The sequence below is a fragment of the Nonomuraea turkmeniaca genome (assembly GCF_005889735.1).
Lineage (GTDB): Bacteria > Actinomycetota > Actinomycetes > Streptosporangiales > Streptosporangiaceae > Nonomuraea > Nonomuraea turkmeniaca.
In genome coordinates this window covers 33,399-54,514 of record NZ_VCKY01000023.1, presented here as the reverse complement: position 1 = coordinate 54,514, position 21,116 = coordinate 33,399, and the positions used below count along the sequence as shown (strand labels likewise).

Annotated in this window: 18 protein-coding genes; 10 read left to right on the top strand and 8 right to left on the bottom strand. The window is 70.2% G+C overall.

The annotated features are described in order from the left end of the window. The first annotated feature begins 76 nt into the window (after window positions 1-76). The 3 genes from speB to ETD86_RS09730 are packed head-to-tail and all read left to right on the top strand — an operon-like array spanning window position 77 to window position 3,155. Window positions 77-1,012 carry an agmatinase gene (gene speB / locus ETD86_RS09740; protein WP_138665780.1) on the top strand — a complete coding sequence of 312 codons (936 nt, stop codon included), beginning with the start codon at window positions 77-79 and terminating at the stop codon, window positions 1,010-1,012. Continuing rightward, entirely contained in the window at window positions 1,009-2,523 is a 1,515-nt protein-coding gene (locus tag ETD86_RS09735) for a purine-cytosine permease family protein (protein ID WP_138665779.1), read from the top strand. Before speB ends, ETD86_RS09735 begins: the two co-directional genes overlap by 4 nt. Continuing rightward, the gene (locus tag ETD86_RS09730; RefSeq protein ID WP_138665778.1) at window positions 2,523-3,155 is read left to right on the top strand and encodes a cyclase family protein; all 633 of its coding nucleotides are present in this window, start codon (window positions 2,523-2,525) and stop codon (window positions 3,153-3,155) included. Before ETD86_RS09735 ends, ETD86_RS09730 begins: the two co-directional genes overlap by 1 nt. Here the strand turns inward: ETD86_RS09730 and ETD86_RS09725 are convergent. After that, the gene (locus tag ETD86_RS09725) at window positions 3,152-3,643 is read right to left on the bottom strand and encodes an Lrp/AsnC family transcriptional regulator (protein ID WP_138665777.1); all 492 of its coding nucleotides are present in this window, start codon (window positions 3,641-3,643) and stop codon (window positions 3,152-3,154) included. The genes ETD86_RS09730 and ETD86_RS09725 overlap by 4 nt on opposite strands. Before the next feature lie 201 nt (window positions 3,644-3,844). On the opposite strand from ETD86_RS09725, the gene ETD86_RS09720 reads away from it, so the two are divergent. From ETD86_RS09720 to ETD86_RS09690, 7 genes are read left to right on the top strand one after another with little or no spacing between them, the layout of a single operon-like run. Beyond that, a complete protein-coding gene (locus ETD86_RS09720; RefSeq protein WP_138665776.1) occupies window positions 3,845-5,278 on the top strand; it encodes a gamma-aminobutyraldehyde dehydrogenase in 1,434 nt (477 codons plus the stop codon). A gap of 6 nt (window positions 5,279-5,284) precedes the next feature. Further along, entirely contained in the window at window positions 5,285-6,430 is a 1,146-nt protein-coding gene (locus ETD86_RS09715) for an ABC transporter ATP-binding protein (RefSeq protein WP_138665775.1), read from the top strand. Window positions 6,431-6,439: 9 nt separating this feature from the next. After that, complete coding sequence (locus ETD86_RS09710) at window positions 6,440-7,636, top strand: polyamine ABC transporter substrate-binding protein (RefSeq protein WP_138665774.1); 1,197 nt, start codon at window positions 6,440-6,442, stop codon at window positions 7,634-7,636. A gap of 4 nt (window positions 7,637-7,640) precedes the next feature. Further along, a complete protein-coding gene (locus ETD86_RS09705; protein WP_138665773.1) occupies window positions 7,641-8,492 on the top strand; it encodes an ABC transporter permease in 852 nt (283 codons plus the stop codon). Further along, on the top strand, window positions 8,489-9,277 hold the full coding sequence (locus ETD86_RS09700) for an ABC transporter permease (RefSeq protein ID WP_138665772.1): 789 nt from the start codon (window positions 8,489-8,491) through the stop codon (window positions 9,275-9,277). The genes ETD86_RS09705 and ETD86_RS09700 overlap by 4 nt, the downstream gene beginning before the upstream one ends. A 23-nt stretch (window positions 9,278-9,300) precedes the next feature. Then, complete coding sequence (locus ETD86_RS09695) at window positions 9,301-10,695, top strand: NAD(P)/FAD-dependent oxidoreductase (protein ID WP_138665771.1); 1,395 nt, start codon at window positions 9,301-9,303, stop codon at window positions 10,693-10,695. 51 nt (window positions 10,696-10,746) lie between these two features. Continuing rightward, entirely contained in the window at window positions 10,747-11,655 is a 909-nt protein-coding gene (locus ETD86_RS09690; RefSeq protein WP_170222970.1) for a serine hydrolase, read from the top strand. A 9-nt stretch (window positions 11,656-11,664) separates the two neighbouring features. On the opposite strand, the gene ETD86_RS09685 is transcribed toward ETD86_RS09690, so the two are convergent. From ETD86_RS09685 to ETD86_RS09655, 7 genes are all read right to left on the bottom strand, one after another. Then, complete coding sequence (locus ETD86_RS09685) at window positions 11,665-13,185, bottom strand: DHA2 family efflux MFS transporter permease subunit (protein ID WP_138665769.1); 1,521 nt, start codon at window positions 13,183-13,185, stop codon at window positions 11,665-11,667. A gap of 34 nt (window positions 13,186-13,219) precedes the next feature. Continuing rightward, window positions 13,220-16,042 carry an AfsR/SARP family transcriptional regulator gene (locus tag ETD86_RS09680; protein WP_138665768.1) on the bottom strand — a complete coding sequence of 941 codons (2,823 nt, stop codon included), beginning with the start codon at window positions 16,040-16,042 and terminating at the stop codon, window positions 13,220-13,222. 7 nt (window positions 16,043-16,049) lie between these two features. Then, window positions 16,050-17,591 (bottom strand): isocitrate lyase/phosphoenolpyruvate mutase family protein, encoded by a 1,542-nt coding sequence (locus ETD86_RS58020; RefSeq protein WP_246147812.1) that lies wholly within the window; start codon window positions 17,589-17,591, stop codon window positions 16,050-16,052. A 51-nt stretch (window positions 17,592-17,642) separates the two neighbouring features. Next, a complete protein-coding gene (locus tag ETD86_RS09670) occupies window positions 17,643-18,326 on the bottom strand; it encodes a DUF998 domain-containing protein (protein WP_138665767.1) in 684 nt (227 codons plus the stop codon). Further along, entirely contained in the window at window positions 18,323-19,534 is a 1,212-nt protein-coding gene (locus ETD86_RS09665; protein ID WP_138665766.1) for a glycosyltransferase, read from the bottom strand. Before ETD86_RS09665 ends, ETD86_RS09670 begins: the two co-directional genes overlap by 4 nt. Before the next feature lie 81 nt (window positions 19,535-19,615). Then, window positions 19,616-20,428, bottom strand: coding sequence for a DMT family transporter (locus ETD86_RS09660; protein ID WP_246147810.1), 813 nt, complete (start codon window positions 20,426-20,428; stop codon window positions 19,616-19,618). A 36-nt stretch (window positions 20,429-20,464) separates the two neighbouring features. Further along, window positions 20,465-21,082 (bottom strand): DedA family protein, encoded by a 618-nt coding sequence (locus ETD86_RS09655; RefSeq protein ID WP_138665765.1) that lies wholly within the window; start codon window positions 21,080-21,082, stop codon window positions 20,465-20,467. Window positions 21,083-21,116 lie beyond the last annotated feature (34 nt).

Sequence of the window (21,116 nt, the reverse complement as noted above, 5' to 3'; positions counted from 1 at the left end):
ATCCACAACACACACCGTCATACTTCATGTGACCTCCAATTGCCCCAGGTCAGAAGCATGACGAACACTGGCCGACATGACTATCGGCCCCGTCGACTCCTCCAAGGTCCCGCGTTTCGCGGGGCCCGCCACCTTCGCCCGCCTGCCGCGCCTCGATCAGGTGGAGCAGGCCGACGTCGCCGTCGTGGGAGTGCCCTTCGACGCCGGCGTCTCGTACCGGCCCGGCGCCAGGTTCGGGCCGGCCGCTGTCAGGGAAGCGTCGCGGCTGCTGCGGCCCTACCACCCGGCGCTGGACGTCTCGCCGTTCGAGCAGGCGCAGGTGGCCGATGCTGGGGACATCGCGGCCAATCCCTTCGATGTCGGTGCGGCCATTGAGGCGATCGAGGGAGCCGCGGAGGGGATCGACGCGAAGCTCGTCACCATCGGGGGCGATCATACGATCGCGCTGCCGCTGTTGCGGGCGGCCGCCAGGAAGCACGGGCCGGTCGCGTTGTTGCACTTCGACGCGCACCTCGACACGTGGGACACCTACTTCGGGGCCGAGTACACGCACGGGACGCCGTTCCGGCGGGCCGTGGAGGAAGGGCTGCTGGACACCGAGGGCGTCAGCCATGTCGGGATCCGGGGGCCGTTGTACGGCAAGAAGGATCTGGAGGACGACCGGCGGCTCGGGTTCGGCATCCTGACCGCGGCCGACGTGCTGCGGCGCGGGCTGGACGAGGTGATCGACGTGTTGCGGCAGCGGGTCGGCGACCGGCCGCTGTACGTCTCCGTCGACATCGACGTGCTCGATCCCGCGCACGCCCCCGGTACGGGGACTCCCGAGGCGGGCGGGCTCACCAGCCGGGAACTGCTGGAGATCCTGCGTGGCCTGGCCGGATGCAATCTGGTCGGGGCCGACGTGGTCGAGGTGGCGCCGGCCTACGACCACGCGGAGATCACCTCGATCGCCGCCTCCCACGTGGCGTACGACCTCGTCAGCTTGCTAGCGATGCAGGAGAAGCGGACATGAGCGGCATCACCGAAATCGAGACTTACGGGGTCGAGCGCATTCCCGACGCCGACCGCACCGCGCGGCCGGTCGACCTGTTCAGGGTGGCGTTCGGCGGCGCCAACACCTTCGCCACCTGCGTGCTCGGGGCCTTCCCCATCCTGTTCGGTCTGTCGTTCTGGCAGGGGCTGGCGGCCACCGTGCTCGGGCTGGTGGTGGGGGCCCTCATTCTGGCGCCGCTGTCGTTGTTCGGGCCGCTCAACGGGACCAACAACGCCGTGTCGTCGTCGGCCCACCTCGGCGTGCACGGGCGGATCGTCGGCTCCTTCCTGTCGCTGCTGACCGCGATCGCGTTCTTCTCGATCTCGGTGTGGTCGTCGGGCGACGCGTTGGTGGGTGGCGCGCACCGGCTGGTCGGGCTGCCGGACAGTGACCTGTCCTACGGCGTCGCGTACGGGATCTTCGCGGTGCTCGTGCTCGTCGTCTGCGTGTACGGGTTCAGGTTCATGCTCTTCGTCAACAAGATCGCGGTGGCGGCGGCGTCGCTGCTGTTCGTGCTGGGGGTGTTCGCCTTCGCGGGCGACTTCGACCCGTCCTATCCGGGCACGCTGCCGGTCGGTGACCCGCTGTTCTGGCCGTCGTTCATCGGCGCCGCGCTGATCGTGTTGTCGAATCCGGTGTCGTTCGGCGCGTTTCTCGGTGACTGGTCCCGTTACATCCCGTCGAACACGCCGCGCTCCCGCGTGATGGCCGCCGCGTTCCTGTCGCAGATCGCCACCATCCTGCCGTTCTTCTTCGGCCTGGCGACGGCGTCGATCATCGCGACGAAGGCCGCCGAATACGTGGACCCGGCCGCGCCCAACTACGTCGGCGGCCTGCTGGCCGTCTCACCGGGCTGGTACTTCGTGCCCGTCTGCCTGATCGCGCTCATCGGCGGCATGTCCACGGGCACGACCTCGCTCTACGGCACCGGGCTCGACTTCTCCAGCGTCTTCACCCGGTTCTCGCGTGTGCAGGCGACCGTGTTCATCGGCACGCTGTCGATCGTCTTCATCTTCATCGGCCGGTTCGCCGCGAATCTCACCCAGAGCATCTCGACGTTCGCGACACTGATCATCACGTGCACGGCGCCCTGGATGGTGATCATGATGTTGGGTTATGTGACCCGGCGCGGCTGGTACGACCCGGAGGCGCTCCAGGTCTTCAACCGGCGCCAGCGCGGCGGCCGTTACTGGTTCACGCACGGCTGGAACTGGCGTGGGGTGGGCGCCTGGCTGGTGTCGGCGGGGCTGGCGCTGATGTTCGTCAATCTGCCGGGGCAGTTCGTCGGGCCGCTCGGTGACCTGGCCGGCGGCATCGACATCTCCCTGCCGCTCGGCCTGGCCGCGGCCGGGCTGCTCTACCTGGCGCTGCTGGCCGTATCCCCCGAGCCGCGGGAGGTCTACGGGCCCGAGGGGCCGCGGCTGGTCCGGTCCGCCGACACGCCGGTGTTGCCGATCGTCGACGCCACAGCGGCCGAGCCGGTCACCTGATGGAGCTCGTCGACCTGTCGGTGCCGATCGAGACCGGGATGCCAGTCTATCCGGGCGATCCGGAGGTCTCGGTCGGCCCGGCGCTCACCGTGGCCCAGGACGGCGTCAACGTGCTGGGGCTGCACCTGGGTTCGCAGTCGGGCACACACGTGGACGCGCCGTTCCACATCGACGACTCGCTGCCCACGCTGGACGAGCTGCCGCTGTCCCGTTTCCACGGGCCCGCCGACGTGGTGGACGTCCGAGGGCTGGCACCGCGCTCGCCGATCCCGGCGGCGGCCTTCCAGGACGTCACCACTCCGATCGTGCTCGTCGCCACCGGGTGGTCGGTCCACTGGGGGACGGACGCCTACCAGGCGCACCCATTCCTCACCCAGGAGGTTGCGGCGCTGCTCGTCGAGCGCGGGGTCAGGACCGTCGGGATCGACGCGCTGAGCGTGGACCCCACGCCCGCCGAGGACTTCCCGGCGCATCGGGTGTTGTGCGGTGCACATGCCGTCATCGCTGAGAATCTGACCGGGCTCGACCGGCTCCTGGACGCGCGGGGCAGGCGGATCGAGGTCTCGATGTTCCCGATCCGGCTCGCGGGAGCCGACGGGGCGCCCGTCCGCGCGGTCGCGAGGATCGGTTAGCGGGTGCCCCAGGAGTACGTCTGCTTACGCAGCTTCAAGTACACGAACGACTCCGTGGCCCGTACGGCGGGGATGGCGCGGATCTTGCTGAGGATCTCCAGCAGGTGCCCGTCGCCCTCGCACACCACCTCGACGATGACGTCGAACGAGCCCGCCGTGAGGACCACGTAGTCGATCTCCTCGATGGCCGCCAGCTCGTCCGCCACCGACTCCAGGTCGCCCTCGCAGTTGACCCCGATCATCGCCTGCCGGGGGAAGCCCAGCGTGAGCGGGTCGGTGACCGCGACGATCTGCATGACGCCGGCGTCCTGGAGCCGCTGCACGCGCTGGCGTACCGCGGCCTCGGACAGGCCGACCGCCTTGCCGATCGCCGCGTACGGCATGCGCCCGTCGTGCTGGAGTTGCTCGATGATCTGTTTGGACAGATCGTCGAGCACGACGGGACCAGCGCTCGAGTTGTTGCGGCGTACGCGGGGCGGCGTCGTCATCGAGAGGAATCCTCCTAGCGGTCCGGCGTTACGGGGGCGTTCCCGCTGGATTGCCGTCCTGGTGCGACATGTTGTCAGTTCTCGGCAGTCTGTCAAGCGAATTCGTAGCAATTTGATATCTTCACCACGAAATCCCTTGTCCGGATGCTTCCACTCTGTAAGAGTCGCGGCATCTCAGCTCACTCACGAGGAGGTCAGACGTTGACCACCCGTCTGCAGAACTACATCAACGGTGAGTTCGTGGACGCCAAGAGCGGCCGATTCTCCGACATCATCGATCCGTGCACGGGCGAGGCCTACGTTCAGGCCCCGGTCTCCGGCCAGGATGACGTCGACGCCGCTTTTGCCGCCGCGGCCGCCGCGTTCGACTCGTGGGGCAGGACCACTCCGGGCGAGCGGGCCAACCTGCTGCTGAAGGTCGCTGATGCGATCGACGCGCGGGCCGACGAGATCAACGAGGCCGAGTGCCGCAACACCGGCAAGCCGCGCGCCCGCATGGCCGAGGACGAGACGCCGATCGCCGGCGACCACTTCCGCTTCTTCGCGGGCGCGGCCCGCACGCTCGAGGGCCCCACGGCCGGTGAGTTCCTCGCCGATCACACCAGCGTCATCAGGCACGAGCCGATCGGCGTGGTCGGCCAGGTCACGCCGTGGAACTACCCGATGATGATGGCAGTCTGGAAGATCGCCCCGGCGCTCGCGGCCGGTAACACGGTGGTGCTCAAGCCGTCCGACACCACCCCGGTCTCCACGCTCAAGCTGGCCGAGATCATCGGCGAGGTGCTGCCCGCGGGCGTCTTCAACGTCGTCACGGGCGACCGCGAGACCGGCTCGCTCGTGGTGAGCCACCTGACGGCGGCCATGGTCGCGATCACCGGCTCGGTCGGCGCCGGCATGTCCGTGGCCAAGACCGCCGCCGACGACCTCAAGCGGGTGCACCTGGAGCTCGGCGGCAAGGCGCCGGTCGTGGTCTTCGAGGACGTCAAGGACCTGCGCAAGGCCGCCGCCGACATCGCGACCGCCGGCCTCTACAACGCCGGCCAGGACTGCACCGCCGCCTGCCGGGTGCTGGTGCAGGAGAGCGTGCACGACGAGTTCGTGGCCGCGCTGACCGAGGCCGCGGCCGGCACCGTGACCGGCGACCTCGACAACGAGGACGCGCTGTACGGGCCGCTCAACAACGAGAACCAGCTGGCCAAGGTCCAGGGCTTCATCGAGCGGGTCCCCGCCCACGCCAAGGTTCTCACCGGCGGGCAGCGGGTCGGCGACAAGGGCTACTTCTTCGCCCCGACGATCGTGGACGGGCTCAAGCAGGACGACGAGATGGTGCAGAACGAGGTCTTCGGGCCCGTGATCACCGTGCAGACGTTCAGCGACGAGGCCGACGCCCTCGCCAAGGCCAACGACGTCAGGTACGGCCTGAGCAGTTCGGTCTGGACCTCCGACCACGGCCGCGCGATGCGCATGTCCAACCGGCTCGACTTCGGCGTGGTCTGGGTCAACACCCACATCCCGTTCGTGTCGGAGATGCCGCACGGCGGCTTCAAGCACTCGGGCTACGGCAAGGACCTGTCGGTCTTCGGCCTGCACGACTACACGAGGGTCAAGCACGTCATGCACTACATCGGTGAATAGCCCACGATGACCACCAGTGCCATCGAGCTAGAGAACGTCGTCAAGGAATACCTCTCGCACGGCGAGGTGGTCCAGGCGGTCAAGGGTGTCTCGCTGGACATCGCCGAGGGGGAGTTCTTCTCCCTCCTCGGCCCGTCCGGTTGCGGCAAGACCACGACCATGCGGATGATCGCCGGCTTCGAAGCTCCGTCGAAGGGCCTGGTGAAGCTGCACGGCCAGGACGTCACGAACGTCCCGCCGAACAAGCGCGACGTCAACATGGTCTTCCAGTCCTACGCGCTCTTCCCGCACATGAGCGTCTGGGACAACGTGGCGTTCGGGCTCAAGCAGCGTAAGACGCCGCAGGATGAGATCAAGCGTCGGGTCGGCGAGATGCTGGAGATCGTCGACCTGACCGGCAGGGAGAAACGCCGGCCGCGCGAGATGTCCGGCGGCCAGCAGCAGCGGGTGGCACTGGCCAGGGCCCTGGTCAACCGGCCGCGGGCGCTGCTGCTCGACGAGCCGCTCGGCGCGCTCGACCTCAAGCTGCGCCAGGCCATGCAGATCGAGCTCAAGCGCATTCAGCGCGAGGTCGGCATCACGTTCGTGTACGTCACGCACGACCAGAACGAGGCGCTCACCATGAGCGACCGCATCGCGGTCATGAACGACGGCCTGGTCGAGCAGCTCGCGGGGCCGCGCGAGATTTACGAGCGGCCGGCGACCGCGTTCGTGGCCGGCTTCATCGGCACCTCCAACCTGCTGGCGGGATCGGCCACGGGCGGGGAGCTGAAGATCGGCGGAGGCCGGGTGCTGGTGCCCGGCCACGAGGGTGACGTGCGGGTGACCGTGCGCCCCGAGAAGATCACCATCGGCACGGAGGAGCCGTCGAACGGTCTGAGCGCCGTCCGCGGCACGGTGGCCGAGGTGGTCTACCTGGGGACCTACAACAGTTACGCCGTGAGCCTCGCTGACGGGGCCGACGCGACCGAGCGTAGCGAGGGCGCAAATCAAACACAGCACGGCAACCGTGATGATCGTGCCGCCGCTCGCGGCGGCACGATCATCACGGTTTTCCAGCAGAACGCGCTTGATGCCATGGCCACGGCGGAGCGGGGCGACTCCGTGTGGCTGTCCTGGCAGGCGCAGCACTCGTACGTGATTGGAAGTTGACAGCACCTCATGAACCCCCGTCTCCACACCCGTCGTGACGCCTTCAGGATCGCCGGCTTCTCCGCCGCCGGACTCGCCCTCGCCGCCTGCGGCGTGCAGGGTCAGAAGGCCGCACCGCCCAAGGCCGACGCCGTGCAGGACTTCTGGTCCAAGCAGACCAAGCACGGCAAGGTCGTCTTCGCCAACTGGCCCGAGTACATGCCCGAGGATCAGGCGCCGCTGAAGGCGTTCCAGCAGGCCACCGGCATCTCGTACGAGTACAAAGAGGTCATCCAGGAGAACGCCGAGTTCTTCGGCAAGGCCGACCCCGTGCTGCGCGCCGGGCAGTCGCTGGGCTACGACATCGTGGTCATGACGAACGGCATCCAGCTCCAGCACATGATCGAGCTGGGCTACTGCGTGCCGCTCGACCACTCCAAACTGCCGAACTTCGCGGCCAACGCCGGGCAGAAGTACAAGGAACGGTCCTACGACCCGGGCAACAAGTACACGATCCCGTACACGTCCGGCGTGACCGGCATCGCGTACAACACCAAGTACGTCAAGGAAGACATCACCAGCATCCAGGCGTTGTTCGATCCCAAGTACAAGGGGCGGGTCGGCATGATGGCCGACGCCCAGGAGATCGGGAACTTCGGGATGTTCGCCCTGGGCATCGACCCGGAGAAGTCGACCGAGGCGGACTGGCGCAAGGCCGGGGACAAGCTCAAGGAGCAGCGCGACGCCGGAATTGTCCGGAAATATTATGACCAGAGCTACATCGATGCCGTGTCCAAGGGCGACGTCTGGCTGACCATGGCCTGGTCGGGCGACGTCTTCCAGCGCCAGCTCGCCGGCGAGCCCGTCAAGTTCGTGGTGCCCGACGAGGGCGGCACGATCTGGACCGACAACATGCTCATCCCGAAGGGCGCCGCCAACCCGGTGGACGCGCTCATGCTCATGGACTACCTCTACCAGCCGGCCGTGGCCGCCGAGCTGGACGAGTTCATCCAGTACGTCACCCCGGTCCCGGCCGTGCAGGACCTGCTCAGGGAGAAGGCCGCGACGGCCAAGGGCGAGGACAAGAAGGCGCTGGAGGACATGGTCAACAGCCCGCCCATGTTCCCGACCGAGGCCGACTACGCCAAGCTCCGCGGTTACACGCCGCTGACCAACCAGACGCAGCAGGTCTTCAACCCGATCTTCCAGTCCATCACGCAGGCGTAGCCCGATGCGGCGGCTGACTCCCTACCTGCTGGCGCTGCCGAGTTGGATGTGGCTGGCGATCTTCCTGGTCGTGCCCATGGTGGCGATGGCGTCGGTGTCGTTGCAGACGGGCAACGCCATCGACGGCTTCGCCATGACGTTCAGCTTCTCCAACTACAGTGACGCGCTCGGCAGGTACAGCACCCAGTTGGTCCGCTCGCTGTTCTACGGCGGAATGGCGACCGTCGCCATGCTGGTGATCGGGTACCCGGTGGCGTACTGGATCGCGTTCAAGGGCGGCCGGCGCAAGTCCATGTACCTGTTCCTGATCCTGCTGCCGTTCTTCGTGTCGTTCGTGCTGCGGACGATCTCGTGGAACTTCCTGCTGGCCGACAACGGCATCCTGTTCGGCACGCTGAAGGGGTGGGGGTTGCTGCCCGACGACTTCCACGTGCTGGCCACGACGGTCGCCGTGGTGGGCGGGCTGACGTACAACTTCCTGCCGTTCATGATCCTGCCGATCTACGTGTCGCTCGAACGCGTGGACCCGAGGGTGGTGGAGGCGGCGCAGGACCTGTACGCCACCCGCGTGGGGGCGTTCCGGCGGGTGGTCCTGCCGCTGTCGCTGCCGGGCGTGTTCGCCGGAGTGCTGATGACGTTCGTGCCGGCCACGGCCGACCCGATCAACGCGGCCATCCTCGGCGGCACCGCGAACACGATGATCGGCAACATCATCCAGACCGAATACCTGACCAACCTCAACTACCCGACCGCCTCGGCGCTGTCGTTCACGCTCATGGCGGTGCTGCTCGTGGGCATCTTCATCTACGCCAGGGCGCTCGGCACCGAGAACGTCCTCGAGGCGGCGGCCCGATGAGCGCGAGGACGAGGCTCGGGGACAAGCTGCTCCACGCGTACACGTGGCTGGTCATCGTCTGGCTGTCGTCGCCGATCGCCGTGATGATCCTGTTCGGGTTCAACGACAAGAAGAGCAAGTCCAACACCACGTGGCAGGGCTTCACGCTGCGCTGGTACACCGAGCTCTTCGACATCTCCGACCTGACGGTGGCGCTGCGCAACTCGCTGGTCATCGCGGCCGTCAGCACGATCATCACGGTGGTGATCGGGACCATGCTCGGGCTGGCGCTCGGCCGGCACCGCTTCCGCGGCAAGGGGGTCACGAACTTCCTGGTCTTCGCCGCGATTTCCACGCCCGAGCTGGTCATGGGGGCGTCGCTGCTGTCGCTCTTCGTCTCGGGGAACGTGCCGCGCGACGCCAACACGATCATCATCTCGCACGTGCTGTTCTCGCTGTCGTTCGTGGTGGTGACCGTGCGGGCGCGGGTCGTCACGCTCGACCCGTCGCTGGAGGAGGCCGCCAGGGACCTCGGGGCCACGGCGTGGGGGACGTTCCGGCAGGTGACGTTGCCGTCGATCATGCCGGGCGTGCTGGCCGGAGCCATGTTGTCGTTCGCGCTGTCCATCGACGACTACGTGGTCACCAGCTTCGTCAACGGCTCGACGGTCACGTTCCCGCTGTGGATCGTCGGCGCCGTGAAGACGGGAATCCCGCCGCAGGTCAACGTCATGGGTACGCTGATCTTCGGCATCGGGGTGCTGATCGCGATCGGCAACGCGGTCGCGGCAAGGCGCCGTACCTGACCTTCTGTAGGGATGTGGGATTTGTGGATCCGCTGAAGGCGCTTGCTGATGCGGAGCGCAAGCCGTACTGGCTGGACAACCCGGCCAGACCCGAGCCGCAGCCGCGGCTCGACCAGCACACCAGCGCCGACCTCGTCGTGGTCGGCGGCGGTTTCTCAGGGCTCTGGACCGCCCTGATGGCCAAGGAACGCGACCCCTCGCTGGACGTCGTCCTGCTCGAAGGGCGCAGGATCGGCTGGGCGGCCACCGGCCGCAACGGCGGGTTCTGCATGGCGACGCTCACCCACGGCCTGGCCAACGGGCTGGAGCGGTGGCCGGACGAGATCGACCGGCTCGAACGTATGGGGGTGGAGAACCTCGACGAGATCGAGCGCACGCTGGAGCGCCACGACATCGACTGCTCCTTCGAGCGCACCGGCGAGCTGCACGTGGCCACCGAGCCGTGGCAGCTCGACGGGCTCAACGAGCACCTGGACCTGATCTCCGAGCTCGGGCTCGACTACGTGCCGCTCGACCAGGAGCAGGTGCGAGGCGAGATCGACTCGCCGACCTACCTGGGCGGGCTCTGGGAGCGCAGCGGCTGCGCCATGCTCGATCCGGCGCGACTGGCGTGGGGGCTGCGGGAGGCGTGCCTGCGGCTCGGCGTCCGCGTGCACGAGCGCAGCCCGGTCCGCTCGCTGCGCGACGACGGCACGATGATCACGCTGCACACCCCGTACGGCTCGGTCACCGCCCCGAAGGTCGCGCTGGGCACCGGCGTGTTCCCGCCCCTGCTGCGGCGGCTCAAGCACTTCGTGGTCCCCGTGTACGACTACGCGCTCATGACCGAGCCGCTGACGGACGCGCAGCTCGCCCAGGTGGGCTGGCGTAACCGGCAGGGCGTCGGCGACTCGGCCAACCGGTTCCACTACTACCGGCTCACCGACGACAACCGCATCCTGTGGGGCGGCTACGACGCCGTCTACTACAACGGCGGCCTGGTCAAGCCGGAGTACGACCAGCGCGACGAGACGTTCGTCAAGCTCGCGGGGCACTTCTACGACACGTTCCCGCAGCTCGCCGAGGTGCGCTTCACGCACCGGTGGGGCGGTGTGATCGACACCTGCAGCCGGTTCAGCGCCTTCTACGGCCAGGCGCACGGCGGGCGGCTGGTCTATGCCACCGGCTACACCGGCATGGGAGTCGGGGCCACCCGGTTCGGCGCGAACGTCATGCTCGACCTGCTGTCGGGCGAGCGTACCGAGCGGACCGAGCTGCGGATGGTCCAGGAGAAGCCGATCCCGTTCCCGCCCGAGCCCGTGCGGTCCGGGGTGATCCAGGTCACCCGCTGGTCGATCGCCCAGGCCGACCAGCATCAGGGCAAGCGCAACCTGTGGCTGCGCGCGCTCGACCGGATGGGGCTGGGATTCGACTCGTGACCTGAGGGCAGGATGCTGCCGACCCCCGATGAGATCGCGGGGGGTTTGCGGATGCGTGCGATATGGGTGGCCTGGGCCGGGCTGACGCTGGTGGCGGGATGCGGGACCGAGCGGGCGCCGATCGTGCCCGCCGCGGCGAGGGCTCCGGTCAAGGTGGCACGGTGTGTCCTGAAATTTCCGGACGCGCGGGCGGGCACCGCCGCCCGCGCCCGGCTCCTCCGCGATCTTTCCCGGTACGTGCGCGGGCGCCCGGGACGGGTGGTCTACGCGGCCCACGACCTCGTCACGGGTGTCACGCTGGGGCAGGGAGCGCACGAGCACGACATGATCACCGCGAGCGGCGCCAAAGTGGACATCCTGGCGGCGTTGCTGGCACGCCGTTCCGGCGGGCTGGACGAGGGCGAGCGGGACCTGGCCGACCGCATGATCAGGGAGAGCGACAACAGGGCCGCGGACACGATGTGGTCCCGGGTCGGCGGGGGCGGCGCCATGAGCGCCTTCTACGACCGGGCCGGGCTGCGGGAGACCACGCCGGGGCCGAGCCGGTTCTGGGGCGGCACCAACACCAGCCCCGCCGACCGCATCCGCCTGCTGAAGGTGCTGGTTCAGGGCGGCAAGGGGCTGAGCGCCGCGGATCGGCGGCTGGTGCTCGGGCTGATGGGACGGGTGCAGAAGGATCAGGCCTGGGGCGTCAGCGCCGCCGCCCGGCCGGGGGACCGGGTGGCACTGAAGAACGGGTGGACACCGCGGCCGTTCATCCACAACACGTGGGCCGTCACCAGCTACGGCCGCGTGGTGGGCCCAGGGCGGGATCTGCTGCTCTCCGTGCAGACGGATCAGCAGCCGGGGGAGGGGACGGGCATCGAGACGATCGAGGGGGTGGCCAGGATGATCGGCGCCCGCCTCGACGCCCTCGCCCCGACCATCACCCGTCCCTGCCCGACCAATCCCGTCGCCTGAGGCTGCCGGTCACGCTCGTGCCAGGACCTCTTCGGGGATCTCCTTCGGCACGCCGCGCAGCCCCACCAGCGCCAGCACCGCGACCAGGGCCAGCAGCGCCCCCGTGACCAGCGCGGTGACGTGCAGCCCCTCGATGAACGCCGTCTGCGCGGCCCGCATGAGCGGCCCGGCCTGCTCGGAAGGCAGCTCCGCAGCGGTACGCACCGCCCCGGCGATCGACTCCCTGGCGCCCTCGCCGGGAACCCCGGCCGGCAGCTCCAGGTTGGCACGGTAAGCGCTGGTCAGCACGGTGCCCAGGATCGCGATGCCGAGCGCCCCGCCCAGCTCGAACGCCGTCTCCGACACCGCGGCCGCCGCCCCCGCGCGATCCCTGGGCGCGGTGGCCAGCACGTTGTCGTTGTTGACCGTGAAGGCGAACCCGATGCCGACGCCGCCGATCACCATGACGGGCAGCAGCGTCAGGTAGTTCAGTTCGAGGCCGAGCGTGCTGTAGTAGAGGAACGAGCCGGCGTTCATGGCCAGGCCGAGCGCGACCACGCCGTTCCTGCCGATGCGGGGGATCAGCTTGGCGGCCAGCACCCCGCCGACCGCGCCGCTCAGGCCGCCGGGCAGCTGGGCCAGCCCCGCCTGGAGCGGCGACCAGCCGAGCACGAGCTGCAGGTACCAGGCGAACATCAACATCATGGCCGACATCGCGAAGATCGCCAGCAGGTTCGTGACGATGGACGCGGTGAACGCCCTGCGGGCGAAGAGCCGCACGTCGATCAGCGGCTCGGCCAGCCTGGTCTGCCGCCACGCGAACAACGCCAGCAGCGCCACCCCGCCCACACCGGCCACCAGTACGTCGGTGTGCTCGATGCCCCTGTGCGCGGCCTCCTTGATCGCGTAGACGACCGCCACCACGCCGGCGAACGACAGGACGACGCTGACCAGGTCCAGCCGGCCCGCGTCCGGGTTGCGAGACTCCGGCAGCACCATGACGCCGCCGACGAGCACCAGCAGCATGATCGGCACGTTGATCAGGAACACCGAGCCCCACCAGTAGTGGTCGAGCAGCAGCCCGCCGACCACCGGGCCCACGGCGAAGCCCGCGGCGCTCATCCCGCTCCAGATCCCGACGGCCGCGGTGCGTTCGCCGGGCTCGGTGAACACGTTCCTGATGATCGACAGGGTCGACGGCATGATCGTGGCGCCGGCCACGCCGAGCAGTGCCCTTGCCACGATCAGCAGCTCGGCGTTGGGCGCGTACGCCGTCACGGCCGAGGCCGCGCCGAACGCCACCGCGCCGATCAGCAGCAGGCGCTTGCGGCCGATGCGATCGCCGAGGTTGCCCATGGTGATGAGCAGGCCGGCGAGCGCGAAGCCGTAGATGTCGCCGATCCAGAGCAGCTGCGTGGAGGTCGCGCCGAGGTCGCTCACCAGTCTCGGCAGGGCGAGATGCAGGACGGTGAGGTCGAGCGAGAGCAGCAGGGTGGCCAAGCACGCGATCGCCAGGCAGGACCATTTGTTCTTTGCGCGAGCGTTGATCATGGTCCCACCGTCCAGCGGACCCCTGACCGCGGGCCTACCGTTCGCTGACCGCCCTGCTGACCTCGGTCAGCGCCGCGTCGATGCGGGTGCGGGTGTCCGCGGCGCTGTACCAGTCCTCCGGGCATTCGTCGCGGGCCTGGATCAGCACGGCACGCGCCTCCTCCAGATCCCCGCCGGCCAGCGCCACCTCGCCCAGGCCGAGCTGCGCCCACGCGGCGGTTTCCATGGACCCGTTCCTGCGTGACAGATCGACCGCGATCGTGTAGTCCGCCCGAGCTCCGGCCGGATCGCCCAGGCACTGCAGGGCGTCCCCGCGCCGGCACAGGGCCTCGGCGATCTCGGTCTTGGCGCCCAGCTCGCGGGCGATCGCCAACGCCTCGTCGGCCAGCGCGTACGCCGTCGGGTAGTCGCGCCGCTCCTGGTGAAGGGCGCCGAGCCCGGACAACACCAGCACGATCCCCCAGCGTTCGCCGATGGCCTTGAACGCGGCCAGGCTGCGCCCGAAGTGGTCCACGGCCTCCTCCTCCCGGCCGAGCGATTGGAGCACGAACGCCGCGCCCGCGTAGGACAGCGCCGCCTGCCAGGGTGGCAGCGCCGGCAGGGAGTGGAGGATCACCTCGTAGGCCTCGCTGAAGTCGTCGGGCGGCCCTGAGTACATCGACAGCAGCATCATCAGGAACTCCACCCGCATCGGCAGGTGGTTCCACGCCAGCAGCCCCCTGGCCGCCGCCATCAGGTCGCGTAACTCATCGTCGGCCTCGCCCTGCCAGCCGGTGACGAGCACGCACATGACGTACTCCTCCTCCAGGCCCTCGGGAGGGCCGGAGCCGAGTCTGGCGAGCAGGGCGGCGGCCAGATTGGCGCTGGTCACACGGTTGCCGCGCATGTACCAGTAGCAGGCGGTGTACGCCAGCAGCCGCAGCGCCGTCCCCACCCGTCCCGATTCGGTGGCCCAGCGCAGGGCCGCGTTGACGTCGTCGCTCTCCTCGTCCAGCCTGGCCAGCCACTCCATCTGCTCGCGGGTCCGCAGCCGCGCGTCGGCGGCCAGAACCAGGTCCAGGTAGTACGCGGCGTGCGCGTCCCGCACCGTGTCCACCTCGCCGGACTCGGCCAGCCGCTCGGCGCAGTACGCCTTGATCGTCTCCAGCATGCGGTAACGCCCGCCCACCACCTCCACCAGCGACTTCTCCGCCAGCGAGAACAGCACGTCCTCCGGCAGCCCGCACACCCGCTCCGCGGCCTCGGGCCGCGCGCCGCCCGCGAACACGCTCAGCCGCCTGGCCAGCCGCTGCTCGCTCTCGTCCAGCAGGTCCCAGCTCCACGCCACGACCGCGCGCAACGTCTGGTGGCGCGGCAGCGCCGTACGGCTGCCGCGCGTCAGCAACCTGAACCGGTCGTCCAGCCGCGCCGCCACGTCGGACACCGACAGCGTACGCAGCCGCGCCGCGGCCAGCTCGATGGCCAGCGGCAGCCCGTCGAGCGCCCGGCAGATGCCCACCACCTGCGCGGCGTTCTCCCCGTGCAGGGCGAAACCCGGCTGGACCGCGGCGGCCCGGTCGGCGAACAGCCGGACGGCCGGGTAGTCCAGTGGGTCGTCCGCCTCGGGCGGCGGCAGCCGCAGCGGCGCCACGGTCAGGATCGACTCGCCGGTGATGCCGAGCGCCTCCCGTCCGGTCGCCAGCACCCGCAGCCCGGGGCAGGAGGCGAGCAGCAGGTCGGTCAGCTCGGCGGTGGCCGCGATGAGGTGCTCGCAGTTGTCCAGCACGAGCAGCAGCTTGCGGTCGGCGAGCGCGGTGACCAGCCGCGTGACCGGGTCCACGGCCGGCCGGTCGGCCGTGTGCAGCAAGGGGTCGCGGATGTCGAGCGCCGCCAGCACGGCCCTGGGCACGTCCGCGTCGTCGGAGACTGGTGCGAGCGGCACGAAGCAGACGTCGCCCGGCTCGTGCTGGGCTGCCTCGATGGCGAGCCTGGTCTTGCCGGCGCCACCCGGGCCGATCAACATGACGAGCCGGCCGGCCTGTAACCTCTCGCCCACGTGCGCCAGCTCCTCGGCGCGGCCGACGAAGCTGGTGAGCTGGGCCCGCAGCCCCTGCCGCTGCTGGCTTGCCGTCCTGGCCGCGGGGGCGCCGAGCGCCGGATCGGCCCGGAGCACGGCAAGGTGCGCGGCGGCCAGCTCCGCCCCCGGATCGACGCCCAGCTCCTCGTCCAGGATCTTCCTGGTCTCGTCGTAGACGGTCAGCGCTTCGGCCTGGCGGCCACTGCCGTACAGGGCACGCATGAGCTGGGCCCGCAGCCGCTCGCGCAGCGGGTGGGCGGCGATGAGCTGGCTCAGCTCGGCGACCAGCTCCCGGTGCCTGCCCAGGTCCAGGTCGGCCTGCACGCGGTCCTCCGTGGCGGCCAGCCGCAGCTCCTCCAGCGCGGTCGCGGCGGCCTCGGCGTACGGGGCGTCCGTCAGCGGCGCTCCCCGCCACAACTCCAGCGCCTCACCCAGCAACGCGGCCGCCCGCTCGGGGTCGCCGCCCTGCAGCGCCTGCCTGCCCGCCTGGGCGAGCTGCTCGAACCGGCGCGCGTCCACGTCCTGCGGGTCGGCCACCAGCCGGTATCCGGCCGGGTGGAACTCCACCAGGTCCTTGCCCAGCACCCGGCGGAGCCTGGACACCTGCGACTGCAGCGCGTTGGCCACGCCCTCGGGGGGATAAGCGCCGTACATGCCGTCCACGAGCTGCTCCGCGCCCACGATGCGCCCGGCGTGCAGGGCGAGCAGCGTGAGCAGGGCACGCACCCGGGGCCCGCCGAGCGCGACGGGTCGGCCGTCCTCGCCCAGCGCGGCGGTGGGTCCGAGGATCTGGAAGCGCATGCGTCGATTATCGCGGCTGCGGCAAGAACGCGGCGGTTTCCGCGTAGGTGGGCATCCTGGGTGCGGGCTCGCCGCGGATGCCGAGCACCGCCGTCAGCGCACCCTGGATCGCCGCCCGGTACAGCAGCGAGCCGGTGCTCACCCTGGCCACACCGGCCGCGGCGAACTGGGCCATCGTGGGGCCGCCCGGCTGGTACAGCACGTTGAGCGGCAACGGCGTGCTCGCTGCCACCTCCGCGATCTCGCCGAGGTCGCTCAGTCCGGGTACGAAGATCCCGTCGGCGTGGCCGTACGCCCGGACCCGCTCGCGGGTGTCACCGGTCCGCAGCCAGCACGTGTCGGTGCGGGCGTTGACGAACACGCCGTGACCCTTGGCCGCCTCGATGATGCGCTGGTGCGACTCGATCGGGCGCAGCGTGCCGTCGGGGCGGCCGTCCTCCAGGTTGACGCCGGCCACGCCGAGTGCGGCCAGGCTCGCCACCAGGTCGGACACCTCGTCCGGGTCATCGCTGAAGCCGCCCTCGATGTCCACGGTGACCAGGATGCCGAGATCCTTGAGCGACTCCGCCAGCTCGATCGTCTCGGCCCTGGTGGCGCCGGCCGCGTCCGGCTTGCCGTACACGGCGGCCACGCCGAGGCTGGTCGTGCCGATCGCCGGGAACCCCTGCGCGGCGAGGACGGCGGCCGAGCCGTAGTCCCACGCGTTGGGCAGGAGCAACGGGTCACCGGGACGGTGCAGGTCGCGAAAGTCCACAGCCCGCGAGGAAGTGCCGTCGCCCGGCGACCGAGCCGTCGAACAGAGCGAGGCCATGTGCACGGCCTCCAGCACGCCGGCGGCCAGGGCGATCGCATGGTCGGGCGCGGGGCAGGGGCGGACACCGTGGCCGAAGGTCAGGTGCGGGGTCCGGTCGCGCGACGGGTCGAACCGGTCGGGCTCGGCGAACACGGCGGGATCCCGGTTGGCGGCCGCCAGGTCGATCGTCACCTCGGCGCCGGTGCGGGTGTCCAGCCGGCGGGTGGCCTTGAGGGGCGGGTCATGCCTGAGCGTCTCGTGCAGCAGCGCCTCGACGTCGACGCCGGCGGTGGCGTGCCGCAGTGCGTTCTCGATGAGGCCCTCGGTGGCGGCGTAGGCCTGTAGCAGCAGCGTGACGGCCGGGAGGTCGGCCTGGCCGAGCAGTTCGGCGACGGCGGCGTCGGCCTCCGGGCCGCCCTCGCCCGACAGGTAGCCGCTCGCGGCGGCGGGGACGGCGGCAGTGTCCTTGACGCCGAGGGCGGCCCCGAGCACCTCCGTCGGCACACCCCGCCACTCGCCGCCCCGCTCCAGGGTCATGGCCCTGGCCGCGGACCGGAGCTCGGCGGGGTCCAGTGCGGCCAGCCGCTCGACGACGGCGTGGCGGCGCCCGGCGTGGGTGTCGCCGCTGCTGAAGCGCGACACGTGCGCCCGCAGCCAGGCGAGCGTCCCCTCCCGCCCGTCCTGAGGCACGGGAGGCGGCACGTATCGGGTGTCATCGAGGACCGACCGGGCTTCGGCATGGCGTGTGACGAGCATGGAACCCACGGTAGAAGGCAGTCCTTTCGACGGCGGTCGAAGTGTGCCGGGTCAGGCGGCGAGCCGCTCCTGCTCGGGCCCGGCGCTCTCGGCGGCGGGCTTCGCCGGCGCGGCCCCTGTGGCCATCGCGGAGCGTCGTCCGGTGGCGAACGCCAGTGCCATCACCGTGACGAGCACCATCTCGGCCAGCACCACGGCACGCTCGAGCGCCCCGTAGTAGGCGACGCCGTTGATCAGCGGCGAGGTGATGGACGCGGGATGCGCCGCCAGGTACACCCCCAGCGTCACCGCCGCGGTCATGCTCATGGCGCGCACCGCGTTCCAGCGGGGCGCCGCGGCCCGGCCTCTCGCCAGGGTCCAGCCGGCGACCGGCAGCGACGTGAACACCACCGCAGCCGACCAGCGGTGGATCTCGCCGGAGAGCGAGCCGACCTGCGACGTGCCCGGATCCGTGGGGAAGATCGCGCTCATCATCAGCCCGGCGGCCCCCGCCAGCAGCAGCACCCGGGTGGCCGCCGTACGCGACGGCTCGACCGCCGCCAGCCCGTACGCGAGACACAGGCACGCCCCCGCCAGCGCCAGCATCCCGATCAGCACCGGCACGAGTCCGCCGGAGACGAGCGCGTAGTCGCTGAGCAGTGGCTGAGCGGGCAGGGCGACCTGTGCGTACGCCAGCGCGCACACCGACACCACCGTGCCGACTAAGGTGCCCCAGAAGCTCTGCCGTGGGGTCATCGCGCCACCTCGTCGTAGATCTTCTCGAACCGAGCCAGCGACGACTGGTCGTCGTGGGTGAGCGCCAGCTCCCTGCTGGCCTTGCCGAGCCTGGCCCGCAGATCGTCGTCGGTCAGGATGCCGGACAGGTGCCGGGCCAGCGCGACCACGTCGCCCGGCTGGAACAGGTAGCCGTTGCCGTCCACCAGGTGCGGCAGCGCCATCGCATCCGCGGCCACCACGGGCAGGCCCGTGGCCATGGCCTCCAGCGTCGCGATGCTCTGCAGCTCCGCGATGCCCGGCATGGCGAACACGTCGGCGGCGGCGTACGCCTGCGGCATGCTCTCGTCGGGCACGAAGCCGAGGAAGAACACCCGCTCGGCCACCCCGATGCGCTTGGCCAGCTTCTCCAGCTCGCCCCGCTGGTTGCCCTTGCCGACGAGCGCCACCTGGGCGTCGGCCTCATTGAGCACGAGGGGCAGCGCGCGGATCACCTCGTCGAGGCGCTTCTCCTCGTCCAGGCGGCCGACGAACAGGATCGTCTGCCGGTCGGGCAGGGCGAACAACTTGCGCGCCCACGCCTTGGGCTCGGCGTGCGGGTGGAACCTGCCCAGGTCGATCCCGCAGGACACCGGCTCGACGTCATGCGCGAACCCCTGGTCGGCCAGGAGCTTGGCGGCCAGCGGGGTGGGCGTGGTGACGTGGTCGGCCCGGTTGAAGATCCGGTTGAAGTCTCGCCAGGCGAGCCGGCCCGCCTTGGCCCGCAGCCGGTCCGGGATGCGAACGAACTGGAAGAGGTTGTCGGGCATGAAGTGGTTGGTGGCCACGACGGGCACGCCGGCGCGGCGGGCGGCGGCGATCGCGGCCCGGCCGACCACGAAGTGGCCCTGGGTGTGCAGCACGTCGGGCTGGATGTCGGCGACCAGCCGGTCGAGCCGGGTCGGCACGGTGAACCGCATGGCGGGGTGGACCGGGATCGGGGCTGAGCGCAGCCGGTGCACGATCACGCCGTCCACCACGTCGGCGCTGGCCGGGCCGAGGTCGGACTGGCAGACCACGTGCACTTCGTTGCCGCGCGCGGCCAGGCCCGTGGCCAGGCGGTGAGTGAAGTACGCGGCGCCGTTCACGTCGGGGGGATAGGTATCGGTCGAGATCAGCACGCGGCGCTGGCGCACGGGCGCGGCGGCGAGGTCGGCACGGTCGGTGACGCTGTGCAGGGGCATGGCCATGACGTTGACTCCAAATTCACACGGGAACCCGGCTGGGGGAGGACCGGAAGAAGAACGGGGGACGACGAGCGTGGTAGGAGATCAGGCGAGCTCGTTGCGGGCCTCCAAGGGGCTGGTGCGAGCCAGGGCGACGGTGCCCGCGGCAGTGAGCGCGGCCGCCGCGATCGGTGCGATCCCGGTCGGCAGCGGTTCGCCGAGCAGCAGCGCGCCGAACGCCACCGCGGTCAGCGGGTCGGCGATCTGCAGCGAGGCGAAGGAGACGCCGAAGTGGCCCACGGCGTAGGCCCGCTGCAACATCACCAGCGCCAGCAGGGCGGGCACCGGCAGCGCCAGCAGATACCACCAGTTCCACGTGCCGTCCACGAGGACCCGCATGAGCGTGGCGGTGGCGCCGTACAGCACGCCTGAGCTGGTCGCCAGCAGGGCCGCCCGGCCCGCTGGCGAGACCGCCCGGGAGCCGGCCCACAGCAGCACCGCAGCGACGCCGGACACCCCCAGCAGCGTGAGCACGCCGTTCGGGTCGAGGCGCGTGGGCCCCTCCGACTCGGGGACCATCAGCACCAGGAGGATCAGCCCGGCCGCCACCACCGCCGCCGCGCCCAGCTCCTGCCGGGAGGGCTTGCGCCCGTGCAGGGTGGCGGCGAGCGGGAGGGCGAAGAGCAGGCTGGCCACGCCCATCGGCTGGACGATGGTCAGCGGGCCGAGTCCAAGTGCGACGATGTGCAGGCCGCCACCCGCCAGGATGGACACGCCGCCGAGCAGCCAGCGCGGCTTCCGCAGCAGGGCGAGCAGCCCCGGCTTGGTCGAGCCCACGGCCTCGAACTGCTGCAGGGCGGCTCCGAGCGCGAAGAACAGCGAACCGACCAGGGCGATCGCCGCGGCCAGCACAGTCATCAGCACTCCTTTCAGACGGATGGTTGCCAGGTTGTGTCAAACGGACGTGTCCGCTGGAAGACGTTCCGGAGAAGCTTGGATGGCGCGTCGTTTCCTGAGCCATCTCACGAGCTCCACCACTCCCGTGATGGACACCGCGATGCCCAGGCCCAGCAGCAGACCCTTGATCGGGTCGTTCTCGAACGCCATCCCGCCGAAGAAACCGATCAGGCCGGAGTACACGGCCCACGAGCTCGCCGCGAGCGTGTCGAAGAACGTGAACGAGCGCAGCGGGTAACGCACCGCGCCCATGGTCAGCGTGGTCGCGGTCCGCCCTCCCGGGATGTACCTGGCCACGACCAGGACGAGCCCACCCCGCTCCGCCAGGGCGTCGCGTGCCCAGACGAACGCCTTCTTGTTCCGCAGCCGGCCGCCGGACTTGTTGCCGATCAGATAGGAGATGTGGTCACCCGCGAACGCGCCGAGTGCCGCGACCACGATCACCAGGGCCAGGTTCGTCTCCCCGGACGCGGCGAAGACCGCCGCCGTGATCACCGACGTCTCGGCCGGCACGATCGGGAAGAACCCGTCGAGCAGGGCCAGGGCGAACAGCGCCACGTATAACCAGGGTGACGACATGGCCTGCTGGACCAGGTCGAGGATGGCATGCGACATGAGCGTGTACTCCGATCTTTAGGGCACTCACACA